Source organism: Streptomyces sp. 378 (assembly GCF_030124145.1).
Lineage (GTDB): Bacteria > Actinomycetota > Actinomycetes > Streptomycetales > Streptomycetaceae > Streptomyces.
This window is the reverse complement of record NZ_JASKMS010000015.1, coordinates 88466-105891: the sequence shown is the minus strand read 5'-3', so window position 1 is coordinate 105891 and position 17426 is coordinate 88466. Positions and strand designations below refer to the sequence as shown.

General features: G+C 73.2%; 15 protein-coding genes. 2 read left to right on the top strand and 13 right to left on the bottom strand.

Annotation, left to right across the window (positions count from 1 at the left end; translation table 11 throughout):
- Positions 1–86: 86 nt before the first annotated feature.
- From QNO09_RS21150 to infC, 9 genes are all read right to left on the bottom strand, one after another.
- Positions 87–1427 (bottom strand): NsdA family TPR-like regulatory protein, encoded by a 1341-nt coding sequence (locus QNO09_RS21150; RefSeq protein WP_283971780.1) that lies wholly within the window; start codon positions 1425–1427, stop codon positions 87–89.
- A 267-nt stretch (positions 1428–1694) separates the two neighbouring features.
- On the bottom strand, positions 1695–2699 hold the full coding sequence (locus tag QNO09_RS21145) for a PP2C family protein-serine/threonine phosphatase (RefSeq protein WP_283971779.1): 1005 nt from the start codon (positions 2697–2699) through the stop codon (positions 1695–1697).
- Between the two features lie 220 nt (positions 2700–2919).
- Entirely contained in the window at positions 2920–5463 is a 2544-nt protein-coding gene (gene pheT / locus QNO09_RS21140) for a phenylalanine--tRNA ligase subunit beta (RefSeq protein WP_283971778.1), read from the bottom strand.
- Positions 5463–6590 carry a phenylalanine--tRNA ligase subunit alpha gene (gene pheS / locus QNO09_RS21135; protein WP_283971777.1) on the bottom strand — a complete coding sequence of 376 codons (1128 nt, stop codon included), beginning with the start codon at positions 6588–6590 and terminating at the stop codon, positions 5463–5465. The genes pheT and pheS overlap by 1 nt, the downstream gene beginning before the upstream one ends.
- A 128-nt stretch (positions 6591–6718) precedes the next feature.
- On the bottom strand, positions 6719–7861 hold the full coding sequence (locus tag QNO09_RS21130) for a sensor histidine kinase (RefSeq protein WP_283971776.1): 1143 nt from the start codon (positions 7859–7861) through the stop codon (positions 6719–6721).
- A gap of 54 nt (positions 7862–7915) precedes the next feature.
- Positions 7916–8776, bottom strand: coding sequence for a TrmH family RNA methyltransferase (locus QNO09_RS21125; protein ID WP_283971775.1), 861 nt, complete (start codon positions 8774–8776; stop codon positions 7916–7918).
- Between the two features lie 86 nt (positions 8777–8862).
- Positions 8863–9246 (bottom strand): 50S ribosomal protein L20, encoded by a 384-nt coding sequence (gene rplT / locus QNO09_RS21120; protein WP_010045263.1) that lies wholly within the window; start codon positions 9244–9246, stop codon positions 8863–8865.
- Between the two features lie 98 nt (positions 9247–9344).
- Positions 9345–9539 (bottom strand): 50S ribosomal protein L35, encoded by a 195-nt coding sequence (rpmI, locus tag QNO09_RS21115; protein WP_003977225.1) that lies wholly within the window; start codon positions 9537–9539, stop codon positions 9345–9347.
- Between the two features lie 108 nt (positions 9540–9647).
- The gene (gene infC, locus QNO09_RS21110; protein WP_283971852.1) at positions 9648–10298 is read right to left on the bottom strand and encodes a translation initiation factor IF-3; all 651 of its coding nucleotides are present in this window, start codon (positions 10296–10298) and stop codon (positions 9648–9650) included.
- 393 nt (positions 10299–10691) lie between these two features.
- Between infC and QNO09_RS21105 the strand changes: the two genes are divergently transcribed.
- Positions 10692–11048, top strand: coding sequence for a DUF1844 domain-containing protein (locus tag QNO09_RS21105; RefSeq protein ID WP_094057204.1), 357 nt, complete (start codon positions 10692–10694; stop codon positions 11046–11048).
- A 1-nt stretch (position 11049) separates the two neighbouring features.
- Here QNO09_RS21105 and QNO09_RS21100 read toward each other — a convergent pair whose 3' ends face one another.
- The 3 genes from QNO09_RS21100 to QNO09_RS21090 are packed head-to-tail and all read right to left on the bottom strand — an operon-like array spanning position 11050 to position 14991.
- Positions 11050–11781, bottom strand: a complete 732-nt coding sequence (locus QNO09_RS21100) for an SseB family protein (protein WP_283971774.1) — start codon at positions 11779–11781, stop codon at positions 11050–11052.
- Positions 11782–11824: 43 nt separating this feature from the next.
- The gene (mycP, locus tag QNO09_RS21095; protein ID WP_283971851.1) at positions 11825–12991 is read right to left on the bottom strand and encodes a type VII secretion-associated serine protease mycosin; all 1167 of its coding nucleotides are present in this window, start codon (positions 12989–12991) and stop codon (positions 11825–11827) included.
- An 8-nt stretch (positions 12992–12999) separates the two neighbouring features.
- Complete coding sequence (locus QNO09_RS21090; protein ID WP_283971773.1) at positions 13000–14991, bottom strand: hypothetical protein; 1992 nt, start codon at positions 14989–14991, stop codon at positions 13000–13002.
- A gap of 267 nt (positions 14992–15258) precedes the next feature.
- Between QNO09_RS21090 and QNO09_RS21085 the strand changes: the two genes are divergently transcribed.
- Positions 15259–16461, top strand: a complete 1203-nt coding sequence (locus tag QNO09_RS21085) for an amino acid deaminase/aldolase (protein ID WP_283971772.1) — start codon at positions 15259–15261, stop codon at positions 16459–16461.
- A gap of 28 nt (positions 16462–16489) precedes the next feature.
- On the opposite strand, the gene QNO09_RS21080 is transcribed toward QNO09_RS21085, so the two are convergent.
- Positions 16490–17389, bottom strand: coding sequence for a DUF2510 domain-containing protein (locus QNO09_RS21080; protein WP_283971850.1), 900 nt, complete (start codon positions 17387–17389; stop codon positions 16490–16492).
- Positions 17390–17426 lie beyond the last annotated feature (37 nt).

Sequence of the window (17426 nt, the reverse complement as noted above, 5' to 3'; positions counted from 1 at the left end):
CGAGTAAGTGGCAATATCGCAGCAGGGACGCACGGACAGCAGGCGCGCGGGAAGCGCCTGGGGGCGACACGGGCACCACGCCCGATCTACAACGGTACGCGCAGGGCTCCGTCGATGAGCTCGGCGGCCTCGGCCGTGCCGGCGCAACCACTGCGCACCAGGTGCTCCCGCACCGCGCGCAGCCGGTCGCGCAGCCGCTGGGACTCCATGCCCCGGGCCTGCTCGGCCATCTGCACGGCGATGGCCACCGCCTTGTCGGCGTTGCCCTGCCGCAGTTCGATGGTGCTGAGCATGGCCAGCCGATGCACCCGGCCGCGATCGTGCGCCGGGTTGTCCACGGCGGCCGCGGCATGCTCCCCGGCGGCCGCGATCTCCCCGAGGCTGAGCAGCGCCTCCGCCACCTGCACATTGACCAGCCCCGGCTGGACATAGCCGGTCTCGTCGGGCTCGTAACCGCGCCGGATCCGCTCGGCCGACTGCTCGGCCCGCCGGATGCAGGACAGGGCGCTGCCGCCGTCGCCGAGATGCGCGTAGGCCTTGGCCTGCATGGCGTACAGGTCGGAGGCGAGCGCCGGGGTGATGTGCTTGCCGGCGGCCCGCAGCGCGGCCTCCGCGAAGGCGACGGACTGCCGGTACTCCCGCATGAACAGCGACTGGTTGACCAGCAGGGCGATCACATACGCACCGAGTCCCCGGTCCCCGCTGGCCTTCGCGAGCCGCAGCGCCTGGTGGAAGTAGCGCTGGGCGAGTCCGTGCGCGTCGGAGTCATAGGCGCAGATGCCGGCGACGGCCACCAACCCGCCGGTGGCGCGGTGCAGTTGCCGGCCGGTCTGGTCGGTGTAACCGCCGCGCAGCAGCGGGGCGGCCTCGGCGTTCAGGAAGCCGACGATACGGGCCCGTGTCGCGATGCCCCCGGCCTTGCGGTACATCTGCTCGTAGTGCGTGCGGGCGGCCCGCAGCATCTCCAGGTCGCCCGAGGTGACCCGGTGCCGGCCACCGCGGGAGACGTCGACGTCCTCGGGGGGGTTCTCCCACTCCCACACCGGCATCACGGCGGGCGTGCCGGTGAGGGCGGGCGCGCCGAGGATGTGCGGACGCTGCTGCTGGTCGGATCGCCACAGGGCGGTGGCCCGTTCGACGAACCCGGACAGGGAGCCGGTGTGCGGGGCGGAGGGCTCGCCGGGCACGCCGAGGCCGATGTCGTCGAGGGTGACCTGCCGTTGCAGCCGGCCCGCGAGCACCTCGCAGATCAGGTCGGGCACCTGACCCCGGGGCCGCTGCCCCTTCAGCCACCGGGCGACGGCGGTGTGTTCGTACCTCAGGGACAGGCCACGGGCTCGTCCCGCCTGATTGACGTGTGCGGCCAGCCCCGCGTGCGAGATCCCCGCCTCGTCCAGGATCGCGTCGAGCAGAGTGTTGGGCTGCATGTGGGCCCCCCGGATGGCTCGGTGCGGCCAGATTAGTGGTTACGCCTTCACACGGGGTGTGAACGGAGTGCTCGAATCCGCACGGTGTGCGCACTGTCGCTCAGAGTCGCCGACCGGTTGACTGAACTGCCTCGAAAGAGGCCGGCCGGGCCGCCGGCTCCCCCTCGTACACGCGGCGGCCCGCTACCGCCGTCCGCCCGGCCGCCTGCCCGACACTCCGTGGCGGGGCGGACGGCATCGCCGGCGGCGCGATCTCCCGCCGTGGTGTCAGAGGTGTGTGCTCTGCTGCGGGTGCGTCGTGGATGTTCGCGCCCCCGACGGCGTCCTCCGGCTGTTGGTGAGCACCAGCAGGGCGATGTCGTCCGGAGGAGTGCCCCGGGTGTGGTGGAGGAGGGCCGTGGAGATCCTTGCGACGACACCCCGCGAGGAGAGCGGACCGTCCCGCGCGACGCTCGTCAACGCGGTGGCCAGCGGGAAGAACCGGCCACGGGCGTCCCGCGCGTCCTGGGCGCCGTCCGTGAAGAGGAACAGCGCCTCGTCGGCCTGGAGATACCCCAGGTCCACGGTCGGCAGAACGGCCGGCAGGGGGAACAGCCCCAGGGGCGGATGCGGATCGCCGGGAGCCAGCTGTTCCACCTCGACGCCGCTCACCCGGTACGGCCACGGATGGCCGCAGTTCAGCGCGAGCATCGCACCGTCGGGCCGGATCTCCACGAGCAGCAGGGTCACGAACTCCTCGGCCGCACTCGCGGGATGCTCCTGACGCAGATGCCGCTCCAGAGCCCGCTCCAGCCGCCGCAGCACCCCGCCGAGGTCCTGCTCGTCGTGCGCGGCCTCGCGGAAGCAGCCGAGCACGGCGGCGACGGTCCCGAACGCGCCGATCCCGTGCCCGCGTACGTCACCCATCACGGCCCGTACGCCGTGTTCGGTGGCGACGACCTCGTACAGGTCGCCCCCGACCGCGGCACCACGCTCCGCCGCCACCTGGGCGGCCGCCACGTCCAGCCCGTCGATCCGGGCGGGCAACGGCCGCAGCAGGGCGCTCTGCGCGGCGCCCGCGACCCGGCGCAGCTGACGCAGTTCGCGCATCAGCGACCGCCGCACATGCAGAATCAGCCCGGTCCCCACCGCGAAGAACACCGCGCTGGTGACGATCCGGGCCTGGAGGCCGGTCTCCTGGGCGAGCGGGCAGGCCAGCTTGTACGTGACAGCCGCCGCGCCCCATACCGCGGGCAGACCGAGGCTGCGCACCCGACCCCTGATGTGGATCATGCCGATGGCCCCCCCATAGGCCCTGACACACAGAATCGGACCGGCCCGAGAAGGCCGGTCCGATTCTGTCGACAGCACACCGAAAAGGGGGAGATCATCCACCTTTACCACTCAAACGAGTGAGGTGACCCGACCCTTTCTCGGGGGCGCGGGGAACTGCGCGAACGACCACGACGAACCCGCAGGCGCCAAGACACCGCAGTCCCCTTCCCTTGGGCACTCAGCTCCGCAGTTCCGCACCCACCCGCTCGCCCGCGAGGGCCACCGCGGCGTCCCGGGCCGCGGACGCCTCGTCCACGGTCAGCGTCCGGTCGGAGGCCCGGAACCGCAGCGCATAGGCGAGCGACTTCCGCCCCTCCCCCAACTGCTCGGCGTTCTCGTACACGTCGAACAGCCGGATGGACTCCAGCAGTTCCCCCGCCCCGTCCCGCAGCGCCGCCTCGACCTCGGCGGCCGGCACGAACGCGTCGACGACCAGGGCGACGTCCTGCGTGGCGACGGGGAACGTGGAGATCCGCGGTGCCGCCGTCGTGGCATCACCGGCACTTTCCACCGCGTTCAGGTCGATCTCCATCGCACAGGTGCGCGCGGGCAGCCCGAGGGCCTTCACGACCCGCGGGTGCAACTCGCCCGCGTGCCCCACGACCCGCTCGGCACCGTCGACGGTGAGCACCAGCTCGGCGCACCGCCCCGGGTGCCACGGCCCGTACTGCCCCTTGCGGATGACGAGTGCGGCACCGGCCTCCCGCGCGACGGCCCGGGCGGCCTCGACCGCGTCGGCCCAGTCGGCCGGACGGCCCTTGCCCCACCAGCCGGCCTGCTCGCGCGCACCGGCGAGGACCACGGCGACGTGCCGCGGCTGCTCGGGCAGCGCCGCGTTCAGCTCGGCGAGTTCCTCATCCGCCGGGCGCCGGTCGACGGGCAGCACGGCGGCGATCCGCTGCTCCTCGCGCGGCCGGAAGACCAGACCCGTCTCGAACAGCGCGAGGTCGTGCGAGCCCCGGCCGTCGTTGCGCCGCAGGGCGGCGAGCAGACCCGGCAGCAGCGTCGTGCGCAGCGCGGGCTCCTCGTCGCTGAGCGGGTTGCTGAGCTTCACGACGCGGCGGACCGGGTCGTCCGCGTCGAGGCCGAGCTGGTCGAAGACCTGCTCGCCGATGAACGGGTAGTTCAGCGCCTCGACGTACCCGGCACCGGCCAGGGCCCGGCCCACGCGGCGGTGCAGCCGCTGCCGGTCGGTCAGACCGCGGCCGGCCGGCGGCTTGGGCAGCGTGGAGGGCAGGTTCTCGTAGCCCTCCAGCCGGATGACCTCTTCGGCCAGGTCGTTCGGGTCGGTGAGGTCCGGACGCCAGGACGGCACGGTGACGATCAGCTCGTCCTGCCCGTACACGTCGCAGCCGACCTCCTGGAGGCGGCGCACGACGGTCTCGCGGCCGTAGGCGACGCCCGCGACCTTGTCCGGGTGGTCGGACGGAATGGTGATGGTGCGCGGCGCGGACGGGGCGAGGATCTCGGTCACACCGGCCTCGGCGGTGCCTCCCGCGAGCAGGACCAGCAGATCGACGGTGCGCTGCGCGGCGGCCGCCGCGGCCTGCGGGTCGACGCCGCGCTCGAAGCGCCGGGACGCCTCGGAGGACAGCTTGTGCCGGCGGGCGGTGCGCGCGATCGACACCGCGTCGAAGTGCGCCGCCTCGATGACCACGTCGGACGTGGCGTTCTGCACGTCGTCGTGGTCGGCGATCTCCGTGTTGGCGCCGCCCATGACGCCGGCGAGCCCGATCGGGCCGCGGTCGTCGGTGATCACCAGGTCCTCGGCGTCCAGCGTGCGCTCGACACCGTCCAGGGTGGTGAGCTTCTCGCCCGCCTCGGCCCGGCGCACCCCGATCGTGCCCTGGACCAGACCGCGGTCGTAGGCGTGCAGGGGCTGGCCGAGCTCCGTCATCACGTAGTTGGTGACGTCGACGGCGAGCGAGATCGGGCGCATGCCGACCTTCTGGAGCCGGCGCCGGAGCCAGATCGGGGAGCGGGCCTCGGCGCTGAGACCGGTCACCGTGCGGGCGGTGAAGCGGTCGCAGCCGGTGGGGTCGGAGATCCGCACCGGGTAGCCGTACGCGTTCGGTCCGGGCACGTCGAGCAGCGCCGGGTCGCGCAGCGGCAGGCCGTAGGCGGTGGCTGTCTCGCGGGCGACACCGCGGATGGACAGGCAGTAGCCGCGGTCGGGCGTGACCGCGATGTCGAGGACCTCGTCGACCAGTTCCAGCAGTTCGACGGCGTCCTTGCCGATCTCGGTCTCCGGCGGCAGGACGATGATGCCCTTGGTGCCGTCGTCGCCCATGTTCAGCTCGTCGCTGGAGCAGATCATGCCGCGCGACATCCGACCGTAGGTCTTGCGCTCGGCGATCTGGAAGTCCCCGGGCAGGACGGCGCCGGGCAGCGCCACGACGACCTTGTCGCCGACGGCGAAGTTGCGGGCGCCGCAGATGATCTCCTGCGGCTCCCCCGTGCCTCCCCCAGTGCCGAAAGCCTGGGAGGTGCCCCCAGCCTGGCCGACGTCGACGGTGCAGAAGCGGATCGGCTTCTTGAACTCCGTCAGCTCCTCGATCGTCGCCACCTGGCCGACGACCAGCGGGCCCTTGAGGTCGGCGCCGAGCTGCTCGACGGTCTCGACCTCCAGACCGGCCGAAATGAGCTTGGCCTGCACGTCCCGGCCGGTCTCCGTCTCCGGCAGGTCGACGTACTCCCGCAGCCAAGAAAGCGGGACCCGCATCAGATCTCCATCCCGAACGGCCGGGTGAACCGGACGTCACCCTCGACCATGTCTCGCATGTCTTCGACGTTGTGGCGGAACATCAGCATCCGCTCGATGCCGAACCCGAAGGCGAACCCGCTGTACTTCTCGGGGTCGACGCCGCAGGCGGTGAGCACCCGCGGGTTGACCATGCCGCAGCCGCCCAGCTCGATCCAGCCCTCGGAGGAGCAGGTGCGGCAGGGGCGGTCGGGGTTGCCGATGGACTCGCCCTTGCAGACGTAGCAGAGCATGTCCATCTCGGCGCTGGGCTCGGTGAACGGGAAGTAGTTCGGCCGCAGCCGGGTCTTCATGTCCGCGCCGAACAGGGCCTGGACCATGTGGTCCAGGGTGCCCTTGAGGTCCGCCATCGTCAGGCCCTCGTCCACCGCGAGCAGCTCGATCTGGTGGAAGACGGGCGTGTGCGTGGCGTCCAGCTCGTCGGTGCGGAACACCCGGCCGGGGCAGACGATGTAGACCGGCAGCTCACGGTCGAGCAGCGCGCGGGCCTGCACCGGCGAGGTATGCGTGCGCAGGACGACGCCGGACCCGGACTCCTCGGTGCCCTCGGGGCCCCGCACGAAGAAGGTGTCCTGCATCTGCCGGGCCGGGTGGTCGGGCAGGAAGTTGAGCGCGTCGAAGTTGAACCACTCCGCCTCGGCCTCCGGTCCCTCGGCGACCTCGTAGCCCATGGCCACGAAGACGTCAGCGACCCGCTCCATCATCGTGGTGAGCGGGTGCCGGGCGCCGGACGGCACACGGTCGTACGGCAGTGTGACGTCCACCGCCTCCTCGACGAGCACGCGCGCGTCCCGTTCGGCCTCGAGTTCCACCTGGCGGGCGGCGAGGGCCTTGTTCACGGCACCGCGGGCTTGGCCGACGCGCTTGCCCGCCTCGGCCTTGGCGTGCGGGGGCAGGGCGCCGATCTCGCGGTTGGCGAGGGCCAGCGGCGAGGCGGGGCCGGTCTGGGCGACCTTGGCCTCGTGGAGCGCGTCGAGGGAGTCCGCGGCGGCGAAGGCGGCGAGCGCCTCGTCCCGCATGCGCTCGATCTCTTCCGGTTTCAACGTCTCGACCTCGACAGGGTCGTACGACTTATTCGGTGCCGACATCTCTTCCCGTGCTTCCGATTGGCTGGCTGGAGGTCCCCGTCTCCGACTCGGACGGCCGCCTGAAGGGACACAAAGGTGCCAAGGGCCGAGTCTAACGGGGTGGAGGTATACGCATGCGCCCGCGGGGCTCAGGCGAGATAGGCCGGAGCGCTCACGGGCAAGGTAAATCGGAACTCGGCGCCGGCACCCGGGGCGCGGCCGACCGTGATGGTGCCGCCGTGGGCCTCGACGATGCCCTTGACGATGTAGAGCCCGAGGCCCGTCCCGCCGCGCTTGCTGCCCCGCCAGAAGCGGGTGAAGACGCGGTTCATGGACTCCTCCGGGATGCCGGACCCTTCGTCGCTCACCGTGACCGACGTGCCGGTGTCCTCGCCCTCGCGGGGGGACGCCGTGGCCGTGACGTCGATCGTGACAGTTCCCTCGCCGTGCCGCACGGCGTTTTCCAGCAGGTTGCCGAGCACCTGGTCGATCTTGTCGGGGTCGGCCCACAGGTCGGGCAGCGGTTGCTGGACGCGCAGCAGGAACCGGTCGGCCGGCTGTCCGGCGGCGACGTGGGCCTGGATGTGCCGGGAGACGGCGGCGCCGATGTCGACGGGCTGGCGCCGCACCTCCAGCCGGCCGGAGTCGATGCGGGAGATGTCGAGCAGCTCGGCGATGAGCCGGGTGACCCGGTCGGCGTCGGCGTCGACGGTCTCCAGCATCAGCCGCTTCTGATCGTCGGTGAACCGTTCCCACTTGGCCAGCAGCGTGGCGGTGAAGCCCTTGACGGAGGTGAGCGGCGAGCGCAGTTCGTGGGCGACGGTGGCGATCAGTTCGGCGTGGCTGCGCTCGGTGCGGCGGCGGGCCTCGGTGTCGCGCAGGGTGACGACCAGACGCCGTACGGGTCCGGTGGGCCGGGTGCGGACGTAGCGCGCGCAGACCAGCACCTCTCGACCGCCGGGCAGGAGCAGATTGCGCTCGGGCTGTCCGGCGCGGATGGCGAGTCCGCCGTACGGGTCGGTCAGCTGCCACCAGCGCCGGCCCTCCAGGTCCTCTAACGGCAGGATCTTTTCCAGCGGCTGTCCGAGGGCGTCCTCGGCGCGGACCGCGGTGATGCGCTCGGCGGCCGCGTTGAAGCAGATGACCCGGCCCTGCTCGTCGGCGACGACGAGCCCGTCGGGCAGCTGGTCGGGGTCGATGCCCAGGCCGGCCGGATCACCGGGTGGCCGGGACGCGGCGGGCGGGCTCCCGGCGTCCTGGGCTCCCGGTGCGCTGCTCGTGCCGCCACTCATCCCCGTACCCCACCTCCAAGGCTCCGCAGAGGGGTCCCTGAGCTGGTCACCCTACTAGTTCCCGGTGACGGAGCGGCACCCTCCGGAGGCGCGCTGTGCACGCGCCGACGCATAGAGACATACGGCGGCGGCGGTGGCGAGGTTCAGGCTCTCGGCCTTCCCGTGGATGGGAACGCGCACGACGGCGTCCGTGAGGGCGCGGGTCTCCTCCGGCAGACCCCACGCCTCGTTGCCGAAGACCCAGGCGGTGGGCCCGCCCATGGTGCCCTTGTCGAGCTCGTCGTCGAGGTCGCGGTCGCCCGCCCCGTCGGCGGCGAGGACCCGGACCCCGGCGTCCCGCAGCGCGTCGACGGCCCGCTCCACGGGGACACCGACGGCGACGGGCAGGTGGAACAGGGAGCCGACGGAGGCACGGACGGCCTTGGGGTTGTACACGTCGACGGAGGCGTCGGTCAGGACGACGGCCTCGGCGCCGGCCGCGTCGGCGCAGCGCAGGACGGTCCCGGCGTTGCCGGGGTCACGGACGTTGGCGAGGAGGGCGACGAGCCGGGGACGGGCCGCGAGGACCTCCTCGAACGGCGTGTCCAGGAACCGGCAGACACCGACGAGCCCTTGTGGGGTGACCGTGGTGGAGATGTCGGCGATGACCTGCTCGGCGGCGAGGTGCACCCGTGCTCCGGCGTCCCGGGCCGCTCCCACGATGTCGGCGTGGCGTTCGGCGGCCTCCAGTGTCGTGAACAGCTCCACGAGCGTGGCCGCGGCCCCGGTCCGGTGCCCGGCCGCCTCCCGGACGGCCTGCGGCCCCTCCGCGAGGAACAGCCGCTCCTTCCCCCGGAAGTTCCGCTTGGCCAGCCGCCGCGCGGCCAGCACGCGGGGGGAGCGGGGGGAGATGAGCTCGGGGGTGGCGGGAGACATCCGGTTCGCTTTCTCGGTAGCTGCACAGCAGGACCCGCAGACCGTCCGGCCTGCGGGTCCTTCAGTCACATCGGCTCGAGCCGGTGTCACGCAGCCTTCGGCGCGTTCACGTCGCTCGGCAGCGCCTTCTGGGCGACCTCGACGAGCGCGGCGAACGCACCGGCGTCGTTGACGGCCAGCTCGGCCAGGATCTTGCGGTCGACCTCGATGTTCGCGGCCTTCAGACCCTGGATGAAGCGGTTGTAGGTCATGCCGTTGGCGCGGGCAGCGGCGTTGATGCGCTGGATCCACAGCTGACGGAAGTCACCCTTGCGCTTCTTGCGGTCGTTGTAGTTGTAGACCAGCGAGTGGGTGACCTGCTCCTTGGCCTTGCGGTACAGGCGCGAGCGCTGACCGCGGTAGCCGGAGGCCTGCTCGAGGATCGCCCGGCGCTTCTTGTGGGCGTTGACTGCCCGCTTGACGCGTGCCACTAGTTAACTCCTTGTAGCGGGGTCGTGGGGGTGCTCACACGACCCGAAATCGATTGGGTCCCGGTCCGGCGTCCGTGCGGCGCTCGCGCGCCGGGACGTCACTTGCCGAGAAGCTTCTTGATCTTCGCGGCGTCGCCCGGGGCCATCTCGGCGTTGCCCGTGAGGCGACGCGTCACGCGGGACGACTTGTGCTCGAGCAGGTGGCGCTTGCCGGCGCGCTCGCGCAGCACCTTGCCGGAGCCGGTGATCTTGAAGCGCTTGCTGGCACCGCTGTGCGACTTGTTCTTCGGCATAGCGCCGTTCTCTCCTCGTCGGTGGCGCTCCGGTGCCCGGTCGCGAAACCGGGCACGGTGGAGCGTCGTCTTGTTTCGGTTACTTCCTGGGACTGGCGTCCCGGGGAGTCACGCCTCTGCGTGTTCCTCGGCGGGCTCCTCAGCCAGCTCCTCGGACTCCGCGGCGTTCTGCGACTTGCCGGGGTTGGCCTTCGCTTCCGCCTTGCGGGCTTCCTGCGCCTGGCGAGCCTCGGCCATCGCCTCGGTCTTCTTCTTGTGCGGACCGAGAACCATGATCATGTTTCGGCCGTCCTGCTTCGGGTTCGATTCCACGAAACCGAGGTCCTGGACGTCCTCCGCGAGACGCTGCAGCAGTCGGTAGCCCAGCTCGGGCCGGGACTGCTCGCGACCACGGAACATGATCGTGATCTTGACCTTGTCGCCCTGCTTGAGGAACCGAACGACGTGACCCTTCTTGGTGTCATAGTCGTGCGGGTCGATCTTCGGCCGGAGCTTCATCTCCTTGATGACCGTGTGCGCCTGGTTCTTGCGCGCCTCACGGGCCTTCATGGCCGACTCGTACTTGAACTTCCCGTAGTCCATGAGCTTGCACACGGGCGGACGGGCGTTCGCCGCGACCTCGACCAGGTCCAGGTCGTACTCCTGCGCAAGCTCCAGTGCCTTGGCCAGGGGGACGATGCCCACCTGCTCGCCACTGGGACCGACAAGTCGCACCTCGGGAACGCGAATCCGGTCGTTGATGCGGGGCTCGGCGCTGATGGATCCTCCTCGGTAGCACCACGCGACGGTCTGGCGGACGGCCGCGTAACGTCTGTGTTCGATAGACCAACCGCGCCGAGGCAACAAAAATGCCCCGGACGATCCCAGGCGGGGCTCCTCGAACTACCGGAGCACCGCCGCGGATGCCGCGGGGCGCGCTTTCGGACGGAACGCCGCCACGAGGACGGGACCGTCTGACCGGTGACCCGCCGCCCCTGTGGGCGATCGGGTGGGAGTTCGAAAGCCTCCACTTGTGGGCCGGGCTCGCGGGCTGTGAGGCATACGTGTCCGACCGGTCGTTACACGAGATTACCAGTAGGGGCCAGGGACGGCCAATCGGGGCGTACCGGGGTCCCGTGGGGAGGACCCGCTCCCTGCGCCTATCGTGTGGGCATGAGTGAGACCCCTCCTGAGTCCCCCGACTTCGACGCCATGGCCCGCGACATCGCCGAGGTCCCGGCCGTCGAGGTGATCGTGACGGTCGCCGTCAACCTGATGAGCGCGGCCGCCGTGAAGCTCGGTCTGACCGAGGAGGGCGAGAAGCACAAGGACCTCGACGAGGCCCGCAAGCTGGTGCACGCGCTGGCCGGTCTGCTGGACGCCTCCACGACCGAGATCAGCTCGTTCCACGCGGCTCCCCTGCGCGACGGCCTGAAGTCGCTTCAGCTGGCGTTCCGCGAGGCCTCGCTCGTCCCGGACGAGCCGGGCCAGGGCCCGGGCGAGAAGTACACGGGCCCGGTCTACGGCTAGTTCATCCGCGTACGTACAAGGGCTCGCCCGGCGGCGTCGCCCCGGCCGGCAGGACTGCCAGGTCGAGGCCGCGCACCAGGCGGGCCCTCAGTGTCTCGTCGGCGGCGAGCCGCTCGGCGACCGCCCTCGCGGCTTCGGCCGCCACCGCGGACGGGTCCAGGACCAGGGCGAGGGTGCCGTCGGCCCGGCCCGGGCCGAGGTGGGCACGCAGGACGGCGGACTCGGCGGCGACGGCTGCGCGCACGGCCTCGACGACGGCCGGGTCGGTGAGCGGGTCGGGGGTCGTGCGGCCCTCGGCGAGGGCGAGCAGGGCGGGGCCGGTCAGCTCGAACGGCACCGGTCCGGCCAGGTCGAGCACGATCGTGTCCGCCTTCTCGTGCGCGGCGGCCTGGAGCGCCTGGTGCAGCGGTACGGCGACGGGGCGGGCAGCCGGGTCCCAGCGGGCGAGGGAGTCCGTGGAGGTGAAGGCGGGCAGGGCGGTGCGGTTGCCGGCCTTCAGGGTCGGTACGGCCATGTCGCTGGTCTTCTCGCGGCGCAGTCCCCGCTCGTCCTCCTCGACCTCGCCGAGCACGGCCACGACGGGCACGAGCAGCCGGGCGCCCTTGAGGGCGTCGAGGACCGGGCCCAGCGCGCCGCGGTCAGCGGACCAGGCGGCGAGTGCCGCGCTCAGCCGGGGGTCGGCGGAGCCGTCGTCGTCGGAGAAGCCGGGGTCCGGGATGTTCTTGTTCGCCACTCGTCGACCCTATCGGCCGGGTGGTGCGCCACCGGCGGCGGCTTCAGACGGCCTCGCGGCCCGTACGGCGGTCCCGCCACAGGACGACCGCCGCGACCAGCAGGCCGACGCCGGCGCCGCCCGCGAGAGGGGCGGCCCAGTCGGCGGTGCCGTCGTCGGAGGCGGCGGCGTCCGGGCCGCTGCCGAAGTACTTCGCGCCGTAGGACGCCGAGTGCAGGCCCTCCGGCTTCAGCCGGCCGGCCGCCTCGATGGCGGCGGCCGGGTCGATGAAGCCGAAGCCGCGGGAGTCGTCGCGGCCCCCGACGGGAGCGTTGCGGGCGGTGTCCTCCAGGAGGGATTTGATCTGGGCCGGGGTCAGGTCGGGGTGGGCGGCCTTGACCAGGGCGGCGGCGCCGGAGACGAAGGCGGCGGCGGCGCTGGTGCCCCAGCCCTCGTAGTACTTGCGGTCGGGGTCGGCGATGACGACGTCGACGCCCGGAGCGCTCACGGTGGCGTACCAGCGGCGGGTGGAGAAAGGGGCGCGGGTCCCGGCACGGTCCACGGCGGTCGCGGCGATCACGCCCGGGTAGGCGGCCGGGTAGGAGATGCGGTCGCCCTTCTCCCCGCCGTTGCCGGCGGAGGCGACGACGACCACGCCCTTCTTCAGGGCGTACTGGACGGCCTGGTCCTCGGCGGGTTCGGGGTGCGCGGAGGCGGAATCGTCGCCCAGGGAGAGGTTGATGACGTCGGCGCCGTGGTCGGCGGCCCAGCGGATGCCCTCGGCGAGGGCGTTGCCGCGGGTGCTGCGGGCCTTGGCACGGGAGGGGTCGCCGTCCTCCAGGATCACGCGGACCGGGAGGATCTTCGCCTCGGGGGCGATGCCCAGGACACCGTCGGTGTTGCCCGGGCCGTGTCCGTGGCCGGCGATGATGCCGGCCATGGCGGTGCCGTGCCGGGCCCAGGCGCGGTCGCCGGGCTCGGCGCCGAAACCGATCAGGTCCTTGCCGGGGAGGACGTTGCCGGCCAGGTCGGGGTGGTCGGCCTCGACGCCGGTGTCCAGCACGGCGACGGTGACGCCCTCACCCTTCGTGGTCTGCCAGGCCTGCTCGGTGTGCATGGCCTCCAGGGCCCACTGCTGGGCGCGGATGCCGTCGGCGTGGGCGGTGGCGGAGGGGACCAGCACGAGGCCTGCCGCGAGGAGAACACTCAGGAACCCGCCCGCGCGGGACATGACGGCTTTCACGACGGCTGCTCCGAGGCCGAGCGGACGTTTCTGCGGAAGTCTCGTTCGACGCGGTCCGCGAGGCCCTGCGCCTCGTTGCCGAGGCCGGCCTGGGCGGCGGCGCTGGTCGCACCGGCCTCCATGGCGTCCCCGGCGGGCTGCGGGTCGTCGACGCTGCGGCCGTCGGCCCAGCCGGAGACGGCGTAGACGACGACGGGGGCCTCGGTGAGCACGGAGACGGTCCAGGAGGCGCGCTGCCCGGGGCCGAAGTCGGCGGCCGGCGTGCCCTCGGCGGCGTAGGGCAGGGGCATGAGGTCGCTGCGGCGGTCCAGGCGTTCGTTGCGGAAACGGTTCGCGAGGGCGGTCATGCCGGGGGCGTCGGCCGTGGTGAAGAGCAGGCCGACGGTGGTGACGTAGCTCTCGGTGGCGTCGGTGTAGGTGGCGCGCAGGAGGCGTTCGCAGCCGGCCGGGGCCAGGACCTTGCGCAGCAGCGGGTCGAAGGCGTCCTTGCAGCCGCTGTCCGGGGCGACGGCGATGCGGGTCCAGGTGCGGTCGGCGCCGCCGGGACCGGCGCCCTTGCCCTGCACCGTCGGCGGGAACAACTGGTCGACCGGGACGCTGTGCCAGAGGCTTCCCGCCGCGGCGAAGGTGCTGGGCGCGCCGTCCTCCCCGGAGCCTCCGACGAGCCAGCTGCCGGTGACCGCGCCCGAGATGAGGCCCAGCCCGAGGACGAGGCAGACGGCGGCCGCGGCGGCCTGGGACGCACCACGCCCGCCGAGCGGCCGGGGCCGGGCGGCGCCGTCGTAGCCCTCGGGCTCACCGAACGACACGAGAGGGCGCGTGGCGCTCCAGGAGAGGGCGGGGTCGGGAGAGACGGGGGCGGGGTTCCGGGGCGGTGCGGCGGAGGGGGCCGGCGGCCGGGTGGGAGCGGGAGGCAGGCGCGTACCGCGTCGGGCGGTCGCGTCGCTGCCGGTGGGGGTGCCGGTGGCGGGTGACGGCTCGTGTGCGGGGCGCGGCGGGGTGCCGAAGCGCGCGGCGGGCGCCCCCTGCGCGGCAGGCCGGGCGAAGGGCTCGCCTGAGGGCAGACGCGTGCCGTGCCCGGCACCGGAAGTCGCGTCGGTGCCGGTGGCTGCCGACGGCTCGTACGCAGGGCGCGGCGGAGTGCCGAAGCGCGCAGCGGGCGCCCCCTGCACGGCAGGCCGGACGAAGGGCTCACCCGAGGGCAGACCCGTGCCGTGCCCGACGCCCGAAGTCGCGTCGGTGCCGGGGCGTATGGCCGTCGTCCCGTGCGCGGTCGGGCGGACCGGGGGCTGGGCGGGCTCGTCCGACGTCGGGGCGGCGGGGGCCGGGCGCACGCCCCCGGTCGTCTCGGACGCGTGCTCGTCGGGGGCGCCGGTGCGGCGGGGCATGGGGAGGCGGAACGGCCGGCCGGACGTCTCGGGCTGCGCCCCGGCCGAGGCGTCCGTACGGCCGGGCGGGGAGAGACGGAACGGCCTGCCGGACGTCTGGGTCGTGGGTCCCTCCGGGGTGCCGGAACGCTCCGCGCGGCCGGGTGAGCCCGGTGCGGGGAGGTGGCGCCCCTCCCCGGTGCCGGAACGCTCCGCCCGATCGGGCGAGCCCGGTGCGGGGAAGGGGCGCGGTCGCGGAGGGGCGTCCGGTGCTGCGGCGTCGGGTCGCGTCTCGCGGCCCGCGCCGGGCGGCGCGTCGGGGAAGCGGGTGGAGGCGCGGGGCGGGGGCGGTGCGACGGGCTCGGTGCGCCGGGGTGCGGCGGCAGCGGGGTTCGAGGCCCCGGGGTGCGGGAACCGGGGGTGGTTGTTCGGCCGGTCGGAGGGTTCCGCGCCATCCGTCCGGGGCGGGGTGGCTTCCGCTGTCGTGCCGGGGCCGGAGGCGGTGCCCGGGGTGTCCTGCTCGTGGTGCGCCGGGTCCTCCGGCGGGGCCGGTGGGGGGGACGGGCGTGGAGGGGTGGTGGGGCGTGGGGGGAAGGAGGCGCGCCGCGCTTCCGTGCTCATGCACCCCCCGTTTCCTCATGCCCGGGCCGCTCGTCTCACGCGGGCCGGTGTCGCCTGCCCGAGGCCCGGCACGGAATCGTCCCGGGCACACATACCCGTACGAACGGAGCGTCATCCCGGCGCGGATCCCCGGCCGGCGTCGCCCGCCGTACGTGCGCGTCACTCTACGGCTTGTTCCTGGGCGAACGGGAACCAGTCCACGAGGCCGGGGCATCTGCCCGGAACATCCCCCTACCCAGCGGTAATCGGGTCTGGCAGGCTGCGTTCATGACTGCGCGCGCCGCCGACCGGGCCCGTTACGACCGGGCCACCGCCCATCTCTACGCCCCTCTCGCGATCGTGGACCTGGAGGCTTTCGACGCCAACGCCGCCGATCTGGTCCGCCGCGCCGGGGGCAAGCCCGTCCGGGTCGCCAGCAAGTCCGTGCGCTGCCGGGCGCTGTTGGAACGCGTCCTGGCCCGGGACGGGTTCGCCGGGATCATGTCGTTCACCCTCGCCGAGTCGCTCTGGCTGGCCCGGTCGGGGTTCGAGGACGTGCTGCTCGCCTACCCGTCCGCGGACCGCGCGGCGTACGCCGAACTCGCCGGTGACCCCAAGCTCGCCGCCGCCGTGACCGTCATGGTCGACGACGTGGCCCAACTGGATCTGATCGACGCCTCCCGGGGCGGCGGGCGTGAAGTGGTGCGGGTGTGCCTGGAGTTGGACACCTCCCTGAGGCTGCTCGGCGGGCGGGTGCGGGTCGGGGCCCGGCGTTCGCCGCTGCACTCCCCCGCCGAGGTGGCCGACGTGGCGCGGGCGGTGGCCCGGCGCCCCGGCTTCGAGGTCGTGGGGATCATGGCGTACGAGGGGCATGTCGCCGGTGTCGGGGACGCGCTGGCCGGGCGTCCGCTGCGGTCCCGCGCGATCCGGCTGATGCAGGCGGCCGCCAAGCGTGAACTCGCCGAGCGGCGCGCGGAGGTGGTGCGTGCGGTGCGCGCCGTCGTGCCGGGTCTGGAGTTCGTCAACGGCGGCGGCACCGGCTCGGTGCAGCACACGGCGGCCGAGGACGCGGTGACGGAGATCGCCGCGGGGTCGGGGCTGTACGTGCCGCGCCTGTTCGACAACTACACGTCGTTCAGCGGCCGTCCGGCGGCCCTCTTCGCCCAGCCCGTGGTGCGGCGGCCGGGGGTGGGGGTCGTGACGGTCCTCGGCGGTGGGTACCCCGCCTCGGGCGCGGCCGGGCCCGACCGGTCGCCGGTGCCGTATCTGCCCGAGGGGCTGCGCTACGACCCTCAGGAGGGCGCCGGTGAGGTGCAGACGCCGCTGCTCGGCTCTCCCGCCGACGACCTGCTGATCGGGGACAAGGTGTGGTTCCGGCACGCCAAGGCCGGTGAGCTGTGCGAGCGGTTCGACCGGCTGCACCTGGTCGAGGGGGACGCGGTGACGGCGACCGTGCCGACCTACCGCGGCGAGGGCCACACGTTCCTGTAGGCCTGTGGGCCTGTAGGCCTTTGGGGCGTCAGTCCGCCGGGCCGATGCTGCTGCCGACTCCGCCGCCCGTGTCCGCGTCGCCGACCGGGCGGATGCCCTTGGTGACGCGGTCCATGTCGGCGAGCGGCGGTCCGTCCTCGCCGGCGTCGAAGACGTACCGGACGAGGACCGGTGACTCGGTGCCGACGCTGGAGGGGAAGACGAGCGACTGGACGTAGCCGCCCGGCCCCTTGGCGGTCGTGACGCGCCAGCGCACGAGGTATCCGGCGCGGCCGGCCACCGCGACCGGCCCGGACTTGACGACCTGGTGCGACTCCAGGCCGCCGTAGAGCTCGCGGCCGAGCCGGTCGCGGTCGTAGGCCTCGTCGGCGGCTTCGGATATGTCCGCCTTGGCGAGGGCCTCGGGGGACTTCTCGTCGTTCTCGGTCACCGTGCGGGAGAAGACCATGCCCCGGCGGCACAGGCCCACGCCGCCGGGGCAGTCGTAGGTGCCGTCGGTCGTCATGACGACGTCGTCCTGGGCGACGTACTGAGGGCGGACCCAGCCGTCGAGCAGCGGGAACGTGATGCCGTTGAGCTGGTCCTCGACGACCGCGGGATCGTCGGCGGAGGACTCGGAGGCGGACGCCTCGGGAGTCGGCTCCGGCGAGTCCGAGGTGGGTTCGACGGTGGAGGTGGGGGCCGTCCTGGTCTTCGTGCCGCCGCCGTCGCCCCCGCCGAGGGCGACGGCTCCGGTGACGATCGCCGCGACCAGGACGACGCCCGTGGCGGTCAGGGCGACCACCTTGGTGCGGCCGGTGCCGCCACCCGGCGGCGGGGCGGCGGGGGCCTCGGGCGCTCGGCGGTGCTCGGTCCAGGCCGTGCCGTCCCACCAGCGCTGGAGGTGCGGGGCGTGCGGGTCGGGATACCAGCCGGGCGCAGGCGTCATGCTCATCCCGGCACTGTAGGGCGCGAACCGGACCCGC

What these genes read in the sequence shown, in the direction of transcription:
- QNO09_RS21125 (WP_283971775.1), bottom strand. Translation starts at nt 8,776, where the DNA reads ATGTCTCCCGCCACCCCCGAGCTCATCTCCCCCCGCTCCCCCCGCGTG.
- QNO09_RS21080 (WP_283971850.1), bottom strand. Translation starts at nt 17,389, where the DNA reads ATGACGCCTGCGCCCGGCTGGTATCCCGACCCGCACGCCCCGCACCTC.
- QNO09_RS21130 (WP_283971776.1), bottom strand. Translation starts at nt 7,861, where the DNA reads ATGAGTGGCGGCACGAGCAGCGCACCGGGAGCCCAGGACGCCGGGAGC.
- QNO09_RS21085 (WP_283971772.1), top strand. Translation starts at nt 15,259, where the DNA reads ATGACTGCGCGCGCCGCCGACCGGGCCCGTTACGACCGGGCCACCGCC.
- QNO09_RS21145 (WP_283971779.1), bottom strand. Translation starts at nt 2,699, where the DNA reads ATGATCCACATCAGGGGTCGGGTGCGCAGCCTCGGTCTGCCCGCGGTA.
- pheT (WP_283971778.1), bottom strand. Translation starts at nt 5,463, where the DNA reads ATGCGGGTCCCGCTTTCTTGGCTGCGGGAGTACGTCGACCTGCCGGAG.
- mycP (WP_283971851.1), bottom strand. Translation starts at nt 12,991, where the DNA reads ATGTCCCGCGCGGGCGGGTTCCTGAGTGTTCTCCTCGCGGCAGGCCTC.
- QNO09_RS21105 (WP_094057204.1), top strand. Translation starts at nt 10,692, where the DNA reads ATGAGTGAGACCCCTCCTGAGTCCCCCGACTTCGACGCCATGGCCCGC.
- rpmI (WP_003977225.1), bottom strand. Translation starts at nt 9,539, where the DNA reads ATGCCGAAGAACAAGTCGCACAGCGGTGCCAGCAAGCGCTTCAAGATC.
- QNO09_RS21150 (WP_283971780.1), bottom strand. Translation starts at nt 1,427, where the DNA reads ATGCAGCCCAACACTCTGCTCGACGCGATCCTGGACGAGGCGGGGATC.
- QNO09_RS21090 (WP_283971773.1), bottom strand. Translation starts at nt 14,991, where the DNA reads ATGAGCACGGAAGCGCGGCGCGCCTCCTTCCCCCCACGCCCCACCACC.
- pheS (WP_283971777.1), bottom strand. Translation starts at nt 6,590, where the DNA reads ATGTCGGCACCGAATAAGTCGTACGACCCTGTCGAGGTCGAGACGTTG.